At 72.7% G+C, this 15,472-nt stretch carries 3 protein-coding genes and 1 pseudogene; 2 read left to right on the top strand and 2 right to left on the bottom strand.

The window, feature by feature from the left end; genetic code table 11:
• The first annotated feature begins 51 nt into the window (after positions 1 to 51).
• On the top strand, positions 52 to 5,388 hold the full coding sequence (locus tag BM362_RS10265) for a type I polyketide synthase (protein ID WP_244287107.1): 5,337 nt from the start codon (positions 52 to 54) through the stop codon (positions 5,386 to 5,388).
• 65 nt (positions 5,389 to 5,453) lie between these two features.
• On the opposite strand, the gene BM362_RS10260 is transcribed toward BM362_RS10265, so the two are convergent.
• Together BM362_RS10260 and BM362_RS10255 are read right to left on the bottom strand one after the other, a co-directional pair.
• The gene (locus BM362_RS10260; RefSeq protein ID WP_067581235.1) at positions 5,454 to 5,714 is read right to left on the bottom strand and encodes a hypothetical protein; all 261 of its coding nucleotides are present in this window, start codon (positions 5,712 to 5,714) and stop codon (positions 5,454 to 5,456) included.
• 109 nt (positions 5,715 to 5,823) lie between these two features.
• Complete coding sequence (locus BM362_RS10255; RefSeq protein ID WP_093572936.1) at positions 5,824 to 6,639, bottom strand: thioesterase II family protein; 816 nt, start codon at positions 6,637 to 6,639, stop codon at positions 5,824 to 5,826.
• A 302-nt stretch (positions 6,640 to 6,941) separates the two neighbouring features.
• Between BM362_RS10255 and BM362_RS10250 the strand changes: the two are divergent.
• A pseudogene (locus BM362_RS10250) lies at positions 6,942 to 15,368 on the top strand (beta-ketoacyl synthase N-terminal-like domain-containing protein); the annotation flags it as partial.
• Positions 15,369 to 15,472: the final 104 nt, after the last annotated feature.

Genomic DNA, 15,472 nt, shown 5'->3' with positions numbered 1-15,472 from the left:
TTCACGCCCGCGATGGCAGGCAGAGAGACCGACGAACGAGGGGACTTCCCAGTGACCGGCCACGAGCAGAACACCGCACCGTCCACCGAACAGATCGTCGCCGCGCTGCGTCAGTCCATGGTGGACAATGAGCGGCTCAAGGCGGACAACCAGAAGCTCGTCGCGGCGATGAGCGAGCCGATCGCCGTCATCGGGATGGGCTGCCGGTACCCCGGCGGGGTCGCCACGCCCGCACAGCTCTGGGATCTCGTCGCGGGCGGTGTCGACGCAGTCGGCGAGTTCCCCGGGGACCGCGGCTGGGACACCGAGTCGATCTTCGACCCCACGGGCCGCCCCGGCACGACGTACTCGAAGGAAGGCGGCTTCCTCTACGACGCCGCCGACTTCGAGCCGGAGTTCTTCGGCATCTCCCCGCGGGAGGCCCGCACGCTCGACCCGCAGCAGCGGGTCGTGCTGGAGACCGCGTGGGAGGCCGTGGAGCGCGCCGGGATCGTGCCGTCGACGTTGCGGGGCAGCAAGACCGGCGTCTTCGCCGGCGTGATGTACCACGACTACGGCGCGGGCAGCAGCGACGGCAGCCTGATTTCCGGCCGCATCTCCTACACCCTCGGGCTGGAAGGCCCGTCGGTGTCGGTCGACACGGCGTGCTCGTCGTCACTGGTCGCCCTGCACTGGGCAGCCCAGGCGCTGCGCCGCGGCGAGTGCTCGCTGGCACTGGCCGGCGGGGTCACCGTGATGGTTACTCCGGACATGTTCGTCTACTTCAGCGAACAGCAGGGCCTCTCCCCGGACGGCCGCTGCAAGGCGTTCGGCAGCGGTGCCGACGGTGTCGGCTGCTCCGAAGGTGCCGGAATGCTTCTGCTGGAACGGCTTTCCGACGCGCGCCGCAACGGCCATCACGTCCTCGCGGTGCTGCGCGGCAGCGCGGTCAACTCCGACGGCGCGTCCAGCGGCATCACGGTTCCGAACGGGCCCGCGCAGCAGCGCGTGATCCGCGCGGCGCTGGCCGACGCCGGACTGAAACTGTCCGATGTGGACGCCGTTGAAGCGCACGGCACCGGCACGAAGCTCGGCGACCCGATCGAGGCGCAGGCGCTGATCGCCACCTACGGCAAGGCGGCGACGGCCGACCGGCCGCTGCACGTCGGGTCGTTCAAGTCGAACGTCGGCCACACGCAGGCCGCGGCGGGCGTCGGCGGCGTGATCAAGATGGTGGAGGCGCTGCGGCGCGGCGTGCTCCCGCGCACGCTGCACGCCGACGAGCCGTCGCCGCACGTCGAATGGACCGACACCGTCTCGCTGCTGAACGAGCCGAAGCCGTGGCCGGAGACCGGGCGGCCGCGTCGCGCGGGCGTGTCGTCGTTCGGCATCAGCGGGACCAACGCGCACGTGATCGTCGAGCAGGGCGACCCGGTGACTCGTTCTTCGGACGACGGGCCGGTGACCTGGCTGCTGTCGGCCAACGACTCCGGCGCCCTTCGGGCCCAGGCGGGCAAGCTCGCGTCCTCCGCCGCCGAAGCGTCCACTATGGACATCGGATTCTCGCTGGCGACCACCCGGACCCATTCCGAGTACCGCGCCGGGATCGTCGTGGCCGACCGGGCCGCCGCGATCCGGGCGCTGACCGAGTACGCGGCGGGCCGCACGCCGGCGGGTGTGGTTGAAGGCGTGGCGGGCACCGGGCGCACAGCGTTCCTGTTCACCGGCCAGGGCGCCCAGCGTGCCGGGATGGGCCTGGAGCTGGCCGCGGCCCACCCGGCGTTCGCCGAGGCCTTCGACGCGGTGGCCACCGAACTGGACAAACACCTCGACGTGCCGGTGCGGTCCGTGCTGGGTTCCGACGAGACCGGGTACACGCAGCCGGCGTTGTTCGCCGTCGAGGTCGCGGTGTTCCGGCTGCTTGAGTCGTGGGGCGTCAGCCCGGACTACCTGCTGGGGCATTCGATCGGCGAGCTGGCCGCGGCGCACGTCGCCGGGGTGCTCTCGCTCGAAGACGCGTGCACGCTCGTGACGGCCCGGGCGCGGCTGATGCAGGCCCTTCCCGCCGGCGGGGCGATGGTCGCCGTCGCGGCCGCCGAAGCCGATGTCGTGCCGCTGCTGACCGAGGGCGTGTCGATCGCCGCCGTCAACGGACCGGCGTCGGTGGTGCTCTCCGGCGACGAGGACGCGGTCCTCGCCGTGGCATCGAACTTCGAGAAGACTTCGCGACTGAAGGTGTCGCACGCGTTCCACTCGGCGCTGATGGAGCCGATGCTCGCCGATTTCGCTCTCATCGCCAGGAACCTGACCTATTCCGAGCCGGTGATCCCGATCGTCTCCACGGTTTCGCCGGACGCCGATCTGACTTCGCCGCAGTACTGGGTGAACCAGGTGCGCGACGCCGTCCGGTTCGCCGACGGTGTCCGCACGTTGCTCGACGCCGGCGTCACGACGTTCGTCGAGGTCGGCCCGTCGGCCGTGCTCACCGCGATGGGTCAGCTGTGCCTTGGCGCCGACGACCGGGCGACGTTCGTTCCGGTGCTGCGCAAGGACCGGAACGAAGGCGAGTCGGCGGCCGCCGCCGTGGCCGCGCTGTTCACCACCGGGTCCACTGTGGACTTTTCCGCGTTCTACGCCGGCGGGGCACCGGTCGAGCTGCCGACGTACGCCTTCCAGCGCAAGCGTTACTGGCTGGAGAACCCGACCGGGGCCCGCGGCCGCGGGGTCGCCGAGGTCGGACAGGTCGACGCCGGGCACCCGCTGCTGGGCGCGGTCGTGACGACCGCCGACACTGGCGGCGTCGTGCTCACCGGGCAGCTCTCGCTGCGCGCACAGCCGTGGCTCGGCGACCACGTCGTACAGGGGGTGCCGCTGTTCCCCGGCACGGCTTTCGTCGAACTGGCCGTGCGGGCGGGCGACGAGGTGAACTGCGCGAGGCTCGACGAGCTGACGCTCGCGGTCCCGCTGATCCTGCCCGAACACGGAGCCGTCCCGGTTCAGGTGACGGTGGGTGCGGAGGACGAGTCGGGCACCCGCGCGGTGGGCATCTACTCGCGGGCCGCGGACACCGGGGAGTGGACGCACCACGCCAGCGGGAGGGTGTCGCCGACGGTGGATCCGCCCGTGGCCGCCGCGGAGTGGCCCCCGGCCGGTGCGGTCGAGATCGACGTGACCGGCCGTTACGACGAACTCGCCGCCCAGGGCTTCGATTACGGGCCGGTTTTCGCCGGGCTGCGCCGGGTCTGGCGCGACGGGAACACTCTGGCCGCCGAAGTCGCGTTGCCGGAGCACACCGACGGTTCGGCGTTCGCGTTGCATCCCGCCCTGCTGGATGCCGCGTTGCACACCATCGGCCTGGCCGGGCTGACCGAGGACAAGCCGGCGTTGCCGTTCGCCTGGAGCGGGGTTTCGCTGCATGCCGGCGGGGCGTCGAGCTTGCGCGTGCTGCTCTCCTCGGACGTCGAGAACAGCATCTCGCTCACCGCCACCGATCCCGCCGGGGCTCCGATCGTGACCGTGGGGTCGCTCGCGCTGCGGCCGATCGCCGACGACGCGTTCGCCGCTTCGGCGGCAGGCGACTCGCTGTTCCGGGTGGAATGGCTGCCCTACTCCGGCGACGCTGCTTCCGGCGTTTCGCACGCGGTGCTCGGCGCGGATCCCTTCGCCCTCGGCGGAGAGTCGTATGTGGACATTGCCGCGCTGATCGATGCGGTGGGGGCGGGGAAGGCTGCCCCGGACGTGGTGTCCGTATCGTTCGCGGCACCCGAGACGGCCTCGCCCGCGCTGGCGCGCGAGGCTGCCAACCGGCTGCTGGATCTGGTACGGGCGTGGGTCAGTGAACCGGCGCTGGCCGCGTCTCGGCTCGTCGTGGTCGCCTCCCACGCCATCGCGACGCGTGCCGAGGAGGACGTCACCGACCTGGCCCACGCCGCGCTGTGGGGCGTCGTCCGGTCGGCCGAGCTGGAATACCCGGACCGGTTCGCCGCGGTCGACCTCGACGGCAGTGAGGCGCCGCTGGCCACGGTGCTCGGTGCGATCCAAGCCGGTGAGCCCGGGGTCGCCGTCCGGGACGGGGCGGTGCTGGTGCACCGGCTGGCGAAGTTCGCCCCCGAGACTTCGGCGCCGTCGCTGAACCCGGACGGAACCGTGCTGGTCACGGGCGGCACCGGTGCGCTGGGCGCGTTGATCGCGCGGCACCTGGTGACCGAACACGACGTGCGCCACCTGCTGCTCACCAGCCGTCGTGGCGAGGCTGCTCCGGGAGCGGCGGAGCTCAAGGCGGAGCTGGAGGGGCTGGGCGCTTCGGTTTCGCTGGCGGCCTGCGATCTGGCGGACCGGACCGCGGCGGCCGCGCTGGTGGCCGGCGTGTCTTCCCGACACCCGCTGACCGCGGTCGTGCACACGGCGGGCGTCCTGGACGACGGGGTGTTGCTCGCGCTGACTCCGGAGCGGATGGACGCGGTGCTGCGGCCGAAGCTGGACGCGGCCTGGCACCTGCACGAGCTGACCGCGGAGCTCGACCTGGCCGCGTTCGTGCTGTTCTCCTCCGTCGCGGGCACGCTCGGTTCGGCCGGGCAGGCGAACTACTCGGCCGGGAACGTGTTCCTCGACGCGCTGGCCCACCACCGTGCGGTACTCGGGTTGCCCGCGGTGTCGCTGTCGTGGGGCCTGTGGTCCGGCGGCATGGCGGGCGCGCTCGGCGACACCGACCTGGTCCGGATGGCGCGGTCCGGCGTGGCCGGGCTGTCCTTCGCCGACGGGCTTGAGCTGTTCGACGCGACCTTCGGCACCTCGCAGCCGGCGCTGGTGCCGGTCCGGCTCGATATGGCCGGGCTGCGGTCCGACGCGCACCGCGTGCCGCCGATGCTGCGGGGCCTGGTGCGCGGGGGCACGCGGCGGCGAGCCGCGGCCGCCGACGACTCGTGGGCCCGGATCGCGGCCCTGCCCGCCGCGGAACAGGAGCGGGCGCTGCTCGGTCTCGTGTGCGGCACGGCAGCGGTGGTGCTCGGGCACGATCGCCCGGACGCGATCGACCCGCGCAAGGGGTTCATCGAGCTGGGCTTCGATTCCCTGACGGCGATCGAGCTGCGGAACCGGCTGGACGAGCTGTCCGGACAGCGCCTGCCCGCGACCCTGATCTTCGACTATCCGTCCCCGAGCGCCGTGGCGGGGCTGCTCGGAACGGGACTGGCGGACCAGCCGTCCATTGTGGACTCCCGGCTGGCCGCTCTCGAAGCCGCGTTGCGGGACAACGCCTTGGCCGAGGCCGACCGCGAGAAGCTGGTCAGCCGCTTGACCGCGGTGCTGGCGGCGTACTCGGCTCCCGAGAAGCCCGCCGACATCGAGAACGCCAGCGCCGAGGACCTCTTCGCGCTCCTGGACGAGGAATTGGACACCAAACCGGTGTGATCCCGCGAGTCCTCGCTGACGCCAAGCCAACGGCGCGGCGGGGACTCGCGTCGCGCTGTGGGGACTCACACCTCGGTGAGCAGCCCGAGGGAGCAGAGGGAACCGGCCAGGGCGATCATGTCGTAGCGGAGGTCTTCGACGTCGGTCTCCCACAGCTCGGCGAGGACGGCACTGGCTCCGTCGATGTCGCCGTTGTGCTGCTTGAGGGCGATCCACATGGCCGCGGCTACCGGTTCGCAGTCCACCCGGCGGCTGCTGCTGACCAGTTCGAGATGCCCGTCCGGGAGCATCCGCTGCGCGACACCGTGAGCGGGTCGAATGGCCATCATGGCTGCCTCCGAGGGGCGGTGGTCCGGTCTGTTTCCTTGCTGTGCCCAGTTTCGCGGACCCGGGCCCGTCGGACCATGGGGGCGGCACCTGAAGGCGGCCTGGGGTTTACTCCCCTGTCAGGCGCCCGAGATCAGGGGTTGCCGAAGCGAGCGCCTCCCCGCGCCAGTCGCGCAAGCACGCGGCGACGGTCGTCAGCACGTCCGCAAGCTGGGCGTTCAGGTAGAAGTGCCCGCCCTGCAGCACTTTCACCGCGCAGCTTCCGTTGGTGTGGCCACGCCACGCTTCGGCCTCGGCGAGGTCGACGACCGGGTCGTCCGCGCCGAGCAGCACCTGAATCGGGCAGTCCAGCGCGAGCCCGGGCTCGTGGCGGTAGGTCTCGACCGCGGTGTAGTCCCCGCGGACGGCGGGGAGCACCATGCGCAGCAGCTCGTCGTCACCGAAAACGGCGCTGCCGGTTCCGCTGATCTCCTTGAGGGCGGCGATCAGACCGTCGTCGCCGAGCTCGTGGACGTCCTCGGGCCGCGGCACGGAGGGTGCCGGGCACGCGGACGCGAACAGGCCGAGCGGCCGGGTGCCCCGCGCCTCCAGCCGGCACGCGACCTCGTACCCGAGCGTCGCGCCCATGCTGTGGCCGAACAGGGCCACCGGCCGGTCGATCCACGGACCGAGGTCGTCGGCGATGACCTCGGCCATCGCGGCGAGTTCGTCGAAGCACGGCTCGTCCCGCCGGTCCTGCCTGCCCGGGTACTGCACGGCGATGACATCGGCATCCAGTCCGCCTTCGGCGACCGCCCGCGAGAACGGGAAGTACGCGGTCGCCGACCCGCCCGCGTGCGGCAGGCACACCAGTCGCACCGCGGCGGCGTCGGCCGCGTGGAATCGCCGGAGCCATCGGCTCGATTTCTCGTTCAGGGCAGTCACAGTTCAGGAAGTCTCCGGTCCCTTCGCGGGACCGGCAACCCCTAGGCCGGTGCCGTCGAGCCGCTCTGCGGGCAGGGGGCGGCGATCCAGGCCCGCTCTGGGGGCCGGGCGGCCGGTTAGGGGTGGGTATGCCCTGCTCACCGCTCGTAACGTACGGCGTCAGGTGGGTGCATTGGGCGATAACGGAAAACCCCGCCGAAGCCGTTCCCGGGGACCTCCCGGCAGCCGTGCCCGGGCGACCCGGCCCGCACCGCGCCGACGACCACGCGACTCAGGAGAAGGTCTGAATGAACAAGTCCGACGACAAGCTGGTTCACGCCCTCCGTGCGTCCCTGAAGGAGACCGAGCGTCTTCGCGCGCAGAACAAGAAGCTCAGCGGGGCCGGCCACGAGCCGATCGCGATCGTCGGCATGGCCTGCCGGTTTCCGGGCGGGGTGAGCACGCCGGAGGACCTGTGGCGGCTGCTGGCCGACGGCTCCGACGTCGTCGGCGAGTTCCCCGCGGACCGCGGCTGGGACACCGACCGGCTCTACGACCCGACCGGCGAGCGGCCGGGAGCCAGCCGGACCCGCCGCGGCGGGTTCCTGTACGAGGCGGCTGAGTTCGACGCCGGGTTCTTCGGGTTCGGCGAGCGGGAGGCGCTCACGATGGACCCGCAGCAGCGCCTGCTGCTGGAGACCACCTGGGAGTCGTTCGAGCGGGCCGGGATCCTGCCCGCGTCGGTGAAGGGCAGCCCGGTCGGGGTGTTCACCGGGGTGATGTACCACAACTACCCGGGCCACTACGGTTCCTCGGCGGTGGTGTCCGGACGGCTCGCCTACGCGTTCGGTCTCGAAGGGCCCACGGTGACCGTGGACACCGCTTGCTCGTCCTCGCTGGTGACCCTGCACATGGCGGTGCAGGCGCTACGCCAGGGCGAGTGCTCGCTCGCGCTGTCCGGCGGGGTCACGGTGATGGCCTCCCCACAGACCTTCGCCGAGTTCAGCGTCGACGACACGCTGTCGGTCGACGGCCGGTGCCGGTCGTTCGCGGAGTCCGCGGACGGCATCGGCTGGTCCGAGGGCGCCGGGATGCTGCTGCTGGAACGGCTTTCGGACGCGCGCCGCAACGGCCACCCGGTGTTCGCGGTCGTCCGCGGCAGCGCGGTCAACCAGAACGGCGCCTCGAACGGGATGATGTCGCCGCGGGGCCCGGCCCAGCAGCGGGTGATCCGCCAGGCGCTGGCGAACGCCCAGGTATCGGGCGACCAGGTCGACCTCGTGGAGGCGCACGGCACGGCGACCCCGCTCGGCGATTCGGTGGAGGCGCAGGCGCTGCTGGCCACCTACGGCAGGGAACGGCCGGACGGACGGCCGCTGCGGCTCGGCTCGATCAAGTCGAACCTCGGGCACACCCAAGCGGCGGCCGGGGTCGCTTCGCTGCTCAAGGTCGTGCTCGCGCTGCGCAACGATCTGCTGCCCAAGACGCTGCACGTGGACGAGCCGAACCACCGGGTGGACTGGGCCTCCGGCGGCGTCGAGCTGCTCACCGAACCGGTGGCCTGGCCGCGCGACGACCGGCCTCGCCTGGCCGCGGTGTCCGGGTTCGGCATGAGCGGAACCAACGCGCACATCATCCTGGAGGAGGCCCCCCAAGACAACGCAGTCACCGCGGTGCTTCCGGAACAGGAAACCCTCGCGGGCGGCGCGATCCCGTGGGTGCTGTCCGGCCGGAACCCCGAGTCGCTGCGGGCGCAGGCCACGCGGCTGCTGGAGCACGTTCGCGGCAACCCGGGTCTCGACCCGCTCGACATCGGCTACTCCCTCGCCACCGGCCGGTCGGCGTTCCCGCACCGGGCCGTGGTCACCGGCACTGGTCGCGAGGAACTGGTTCGCGGCCTGGCCGCCGTCGCCGAGGGCGAGACCTCCGCCGAGGTCGTGCACGGGGTGGCCCGTGGCGAGACGTCGACGGCGTTCCTGTTCTCCGGCACCGCGTCCGGCGGCCTCGGCCAAGAGCTGAGCGGCGCGTTCCCCACGTTCGCCACGGCGTACGAAGAAGCGCACGCGAAGCTGGCCGAGTACGGCGACGCTGAGAACGACACCGCGTTCGCCGTCGAGGTGGCGTTGTTCCGGCTGCTGGAGTCGTGGGGGATCACCCCGGATTTCGTTACCGGGCAGGGGATCGGCGAGCTGAGCGCGGCGCACGTTTCCGGCGTGCTGTCGCTGGCGGACGCGGCCGCGCTGGTGGCGGCCGCCGGTGCCGGGCCTGACGCGCTCCGGAAGGCGGCCGAGCCGTTGAGCTACGCGGAGCCGGAGATCCCGGTGCTGCCGGGTGGCGGCACGGAGCTGGCGACCGACGAACAGCTGTGCTCGCCCGCGTACTGGGTCCGGCGGCTCGGCGCGAAGGCCCGCTTCGCGAACGGGATCCGGCACCTGGAAGCCCAGGGCGTGAACCGGTTCGTCGAGTTCGGGCCAGCGGGCGCGCGGGAAAGCCTGACGGGGAACGCCCTCGTCGTGTCCGCGCCGAGCGGGGACCGGCCCGCCGAGGCCGTGACCGCCATGATCGGCGAGCTGCACGCGCACGGGGTATCTCCGGACTGGCGGGCCTGCTTCACCGGCCGTGGCGCGCATTCTGCCGAACTGCCCACGTACGCCTTCCAGCGGCAGCGGTACTGGATGCAGTCGGCCAAGATCTACGGCGACCCGGTTTCCCTCGGCCTGGAACCGGTGGACCACCCGCTGCTGGGCGCGGCCACCGTGCTCGCGGACTCGGAGGGCGTCGTGCTGTCCGGGCGGGTCTCGGTCGGCACCCATCCCTGGCTGGCCGACCACGCCGTGGGCGGCTCGATCCTCTTCCCCGGAACGGGTTTCGTGGAACTCGCGATCCGGGCGGGGGACCGGGTGGAGTGCTCCCGGCTGCGGGAGCTGACCCTGCAGGCGCCGCTGGCGCTGCCCGCCGAAGGCGGCGTCCGGATCCAGGTGAGCGTCAACGCCCCGGACTCGTCCGGCGCGCGCTCGTTCGCGATCAGCTCGCGCACCGACGACCTGACCGGCGAAGGAACGTGGACCCGGCACGCCAGCGGGGTGCTGGCCGCCGCGAACGGCGCGGCGTCCTTAGCGCCGGATTCCTGGCCGCCCGCCCAGGCCGAGCAGCTGGAACTCGCGGACCTGTACGAGGAAATGGCCGAACGCGGCCTGGACTACGGACCGGTGTTCCGCGGCTTGCGGGCCGCGTGGCGCGGTGCGGACGAGATCTTCGCCGAGGTGAGCTTGCCCGAACGGGCCAGGCGGGACGCGGCAGGCTTCGGGCTGCACCCCGCCGTGCTCGACGCGGCGCTGCACGCGATCGGCCTCGCGAGCGACGGAGAAGGCGTTTCGTTCCCGTACACCTGGTCTGGTGTGGAGCTGTTCGCCTCGGGCGCAGCGGCGGCGCGGGTCCGGTTGCGGCGCACCGAACCGGACACGGTGGCGCTGGAACTCGCCGACGTGGCGGGGAATCCGGTCGCCTCGGTCGAATCACTGACGCTGCGGCAGATCTCCGGGGAACAGCTCGCCGCCGTCCGCGCCGCCGCGCCGCGCCGCGAGCCCGGCCGCACGCCGGAACCGGTCGCGCGGCGCGCCGCCAGCGCACCGGAGACCGCCGCGCAGGCCGGTGCCGGGGCCGACCCGGATTCCTTGCGGGGCAAGCTGCTCGCGCTTCCCGCCACCGAGCGGCTCAAAGCTGTGCGCGGGGTCGTCCTCGCCAACGTCGCCGCGGTGCTCGACCAGGACTCGGCGGACCTCATCGACGTCGACCGCGCGTTCAACGACCTCGGCTTCACCTCGCTGCTGGCCGTCGAGCTGCGCAACCAGCTCGGCGCGGCCACCGGGCTGTCCCTGCCGCCCACCCTGGTGTTCGACTTCCCGACCGCGGCGGAGCTGGCCGAGCACCTGTACCAGTCGCTGCTCGGCGAGCTGGACGGCAAGCCGGAGACGGTCACGCTGACCTCCGTGGCCGGCGACGAGCCGATCGCGATCATCGGGATGGCCTGCCGGTACCCCGGGGAGGTCGCCAGCCCGGAAGACCTGTGGCGGCTCGCGTCCTCCGGCGGGGACGGGATCTCCGCCTTCCCGGTCAACCGGTCCTGGGACATGGACTACTGGCTCGGCCTGGTCGAGGAGAGCGGGCGGCTGCCGCAAGGCGGGTTCGTGCACGACATCACCGACTTCGACGCGGCCTTCTTCGGGATCGGCCCCCACGAGGCCCCGATGATCGAGCCGCAGCAGCGGATGCTGATGGAGACCTGCTGGGAGGCGCTGGAGCGGGCCGGGATCGACCCGGTTTCGCTCAAGGGCAGCGACACCGGCGTGTTCGCCGGGGTCATGAAATCCGACTACGACCCCGGACCGGCCGGCGACCTGGAGACCACCGGCCTGTTCCGCAGCACCGGCGTGCTCGGCAGCGTGGTCTCCGGCCGGGTGTCCTACGCGCTCGGCCTGGAGGGGCCGTCGGTCTCGATCGACACCGCCTGCTCGTCGTCCCTGGTGGCGCTGCACTCCGCGAGCCAGGCGCTGAACCAGGGCGACTGCTCGCTCGCGCTGATCGGCGGCGTTTCGGCGCTCACCTCGCCGAGCCCGTTCGCCCACTTCGATTCCGGCGGCACCGCCGCCGACGGCCGGTCCAAGTCGTTCTCCGCGGACGCGGACGGCATCGGCTGGTCCGAAGGCGCCGGCGTCCTCGTGGTCGCGCGGCTTTCGGACGCCGTGCGCGACGGCCGCGAGATCCTCGCGGTGATCCGGTCGAGCGCGGTGGGCCAGGACGGCGCGTCCAACGGGCTGACCGCGCCGAGCGGATCCTCGCAGGAACGCGTGATCCGCAAGGCACTCGCGCTCGGCGGGCTGAAACCGTCCGATGTGGACATTGTCGAGGCGTCCGCGACCGGCTCCACCCTCGGCGACCCGATCGAGGCGCGCGCACTGCTGTCGGTCTACGGGCAGGACCGGCCCGGCGACAGCCCGCTGTGGCTGGGCTCGGTCAAGTCGAACATCGGCCACAGCCAGGCCGCTTCCGGGGTCGCTGGCGTCATCAAGATGGTGATGGCGCTGCGGCACGAGCGACTGCCGATGACCCGGTACGCGGACAACCCGACCACACAGGTCGACTGGTCGGCGGGGCAGGTCCGGCTGCTGGCGGAGACCGTCCCGTGGCCGGACGCCGGACGTCCGCGCCGCGCCGGGGTCTCCTCGTTCGGGTACAGCGGGACCAACGCGCACGTGATCATCGAGCAGGCACCGGCGCAGGAGACGGACGAGACTGTGCCCTCGGTGGCGCCCGAGTCGCACGGGCCGCTGCCGCTGCTGCTTTCCGCGCGCAGCAAGGAGGCCGTGCCGCTGCAGGCACAGCGATTGCTGTCCTGGCTGACCGCCGGTGACGAACCCCGCCTGCCCGACCTCGCGTACTCGCTGGCCACCTTCCGTGCCCCGGCCCCGCACCGCGCCGTCGTGGTCGGCGCGGACCGGCAGGAACTGCTCGCGGGGCTCGCCGCGCTGGCGAAGGACGAGCCCGCCGGCACGGTGCTGCGCGGCAGTGTCCAGACGGGCGCGAAGACGGCGTTCCTGTTCGCGGGCCACGCCGCCGTCCGGCCGGGCAGCGGCAAGGACCTCTGCGCGGCCTTCCCCGCGTTCGCCCGGGAATTCACCGACGTGAGCGAGAAGTTCGGGGCGTACCTGGACCGGCCGCTGCTGGACGTCCTGTTCGCCGAGGAGGGCTCGGTGGACGCGCAGCTGCTCGCGCGGACGTCGTTCACGCAAGCGGCGCTGTTCACCGTGCAGGTCGCCCTGTTCCGGCTGCTCGAATTCTGGGGGCAGCGGCCCGACTACGTACTGGGCCGTTCCGGCGGCGAGGTGGCCGCCGCGCACGTCGCGGGCGTGCTTTCGCTGCCCGACGCGGTCAAACTGGTCGCCAGCCGCGCGCAGCTGCTCGAAGAAATGACCGGCGGCGCGATGGTCGAGGTCGAAGCGAGCGAGGAGGAAGTCCGCCCGCTGCTGACCGCGCGCGCGGCGATCGCCGAGGTCGGCGGACCGGCCTCGGTCGTTCTTTCCGGCGACGAGGAATCGGTGCTTGAGATCGCCGCCCACTGGGAAGAACGCGGACGCCGGACCCGGCGGCTGCCGGTGCCGCAGGCGGCGCACTCGCCGCGGATGGACGAGGTACTGGAGGAGCTGGCCGAGATCGCCGGGGAGCTGTCGTACGGCGCCCCGCGCGTCCCGGTGGTCTCCACGGTCACCGGAGCCCTCGCCGGGGACGAACTGTCCGAGCCGGCGCACTGGGTCGCCACCCTGCGGCAGCCGGTCCGCTTCCTCGACGCGGTCCGCGGCCTCGAAGCGGCGGGGGTGCACCGGTTCGTGGACCTCGGCCCCGGCGGCGGGCTCGCGCACGACGTGCGGCCGTGCCTGACCGGACCGGGCGAGGACGTCGCCGAACTGCCCGTGCTGCCCGGCGATCTCGCCGAGACCGCCGCGGTGCTGCGCGCGGCCGGACAGCTGCACGTCGGCGGACTCGCCCTCGACGGCACGCGGCTGTTCGCCGGGCTGCAGGTGCGGCGGGTGCCGGTGCCGCCCTACGCGTTCCACCGCAAGCGGTACTGGCCGGACGTCGACATGGAGGCGATCCGGTCGAGCGGCGACCTGGGCGCCACCGGGCTCGAATCGACCGGGCACCCGCTCGTCGGCGCGGCGATGTGGCTGGCGGACTCGGACGGCATCGTGCTCAGCGGCAGGCTCTCCGCCGGCACCCACCCCTGGCTGGCCGAACACACCGTGGGCGGCGAGATCATGCTGCCCGGCGCGGCCTTCGTCGAGATCGCCGTCCGCGCCGGCGACGAAGCGGGCTGTTCGCGGGTCGAGGAGCTGGTCGTGCACACGCCGCTGGTGCTGCCGGAGCGCGGGAAGGTGCAGGTGCAGGCGGTGGTCGGTGCTCGGGACGAGGCCGGCGCGCGGTCGCTGACGGTGTATTCGCGCCCGGACGACCCGGTCGCCGGATGGACCCGGCACGCGACCGGATCGCTGGCCGGCGGGAAGGTCAGGCCGGAAGGGCTCGAAGAGTGGCCGCCCGCCGAAGCCGAGCCTGTGCCGGTGCGCGGCCGGTACCAGGCGCGGGCAGGCGGAGGGCTCGGCCACGGCCCCGCGTTCCAGGGCCTGCGCGCGGGCTGGCTCCGGGGCGACGAGGTGTTCGCCGAGGTGAGCCTCGGTCAGGAGACGAGCTTGCAGGCGGGCCGGTTCGGGCTGCACCCGGCCGCACTGGACGCCGCGATCCAGGCGTTCGGCCTGCGTCCCGGCGGCGAGCCGGGACTCGGCCTCGCCTGGGCGGGCGTCGAACTGCATGCCGCCGCGGCGGCGAAGCTGCGCGTGCGGATGACCCCGGTCGGCGCGAACACGGTCGCGGTGACGCTGGCCGACCAGGCGGGCAAGCCGGTGGCCTCGATCGAGGCCGTGACGGTTCGGCCCGTCGCCGAGGTGCGGGAAACCGTTGCCGCGCCCGCGGAAACCGTCAAGGCCGGGCCGGTCCGGGTGCGCCGCACGGCGAGCACCGCCGTCGCGGCCGACCCGGACGTGCTGCGCGAGCGGCTGGCCGGGCAGACCCAGGCGCAGCGCGAGAAGATCCTCTTGGAGGTCGTGCTCGAGCACACCGCGGCCGTGCTCGGTTACGCCGACTCCGACGCGGTCGACCCGAACCGGCACTTCCTCGAATCGGGCTTCGACTCGGTGACCGCGGTCGGCCTGCGCAACGGCCTCAACGAGGCCACCGGGCTGAGCGTGTCCCCGACGGTCATCTTCGACCACCAGAACCCGGTGGCGCTGACCGCCCACCTGCTGTCCGAATTGGACAGTGCGGGCACCGCTTCGCCGGAGGACCCGGCCTCCGACGGGCTCAAGCAGATGTTCGCCGAGGCCGTCCGTTCGGGACAGACGGAGGACGGGATCGGCCTGCTGAGCGCGGCGGCCCGGTTGCGGAAGGCCTTCCGGTCGGCGGCTGACATCGACCAGCTCCCAGCACCGGTCCGGATGGCCGGCGGACCGCGGCAGCCGCACCTGCTGTGCCTGTCCACCCCGGCGGCCATGGGCGGCGCGTACCAGTACGCGCGGTTCGCCGCGCACTTCCGCGGCGTGCGCACGCTGTCGGCGTTGCCGATGCCGGGGTTCCTGGCGGGCGAGCTGCTGCCCGAGTCGGCCGAGGCCATCCTGGACGTGCTGACCGAGAGCGTCCGCGAGGCCGTGGGCGACGAGCCGTTCGCGTTGCTGGGCTACTCGTCGGCGGGGATCTTCGCGCACGCCATCGCGGGCAGGCTGGAGGAGTCGGGCACCGGCCCGGCCGCGGTCGTCCTGCTGGACACGTACGCGGCCGGCGGCGAGGACATGCGGCGCAGCGACCAGGAGGAGCGGGACAAGGCCACCCTCGGCCTGGTCTCGGGGCTGCTCGCGAACGAGGACCGGTACGGGCCCTACGACCGGACCAAGCTGACCGCGCTCGCCAAGTACCTGGAGGTGCTCCCCGAGGTCGTCCTGCCCGAGATCAAGGCCCCGAGTCTGCTGGTGCGCCCGCAGGACCGGTTCGACGCGGGCGAGGCCGGAAACGGGGACTCGGAGGCGTGGCGGACGGCGTGGAGCCTGGCTGATGAGACCGCGGTGGTCCCCGGCGACCACTTCAGTCTGGTCGAGGGCAGTTCGGTGACGACGGCGCGGGCAGTCGAGGAGTGGCTCGGCTCCCGGTAGCCGCGGACCTCAGGCGGCCGTGCCAGCGCGCTGACCGTGTCGCCAGGTCTGTGAAGGGCTCCTTGAGGGAATCAGATTCCCTCAAGGAGCCCTTCACAGACGAC

It is taken from the genome of Amycolatopsis rubida (assembly GCF_900115345.1).
Taxonomy (GTDB): Bacteria; Actinomycetota; Actinomycetes; order Mycobacteriales; family Pseudonocardiaceae; genus Amycolatopsis; species Amycolatopsis rubida.
Note: the sequence above shows the minus strand (reverse complement) of the source record. Positions and strands in the feature narration are given on the sequence as shown.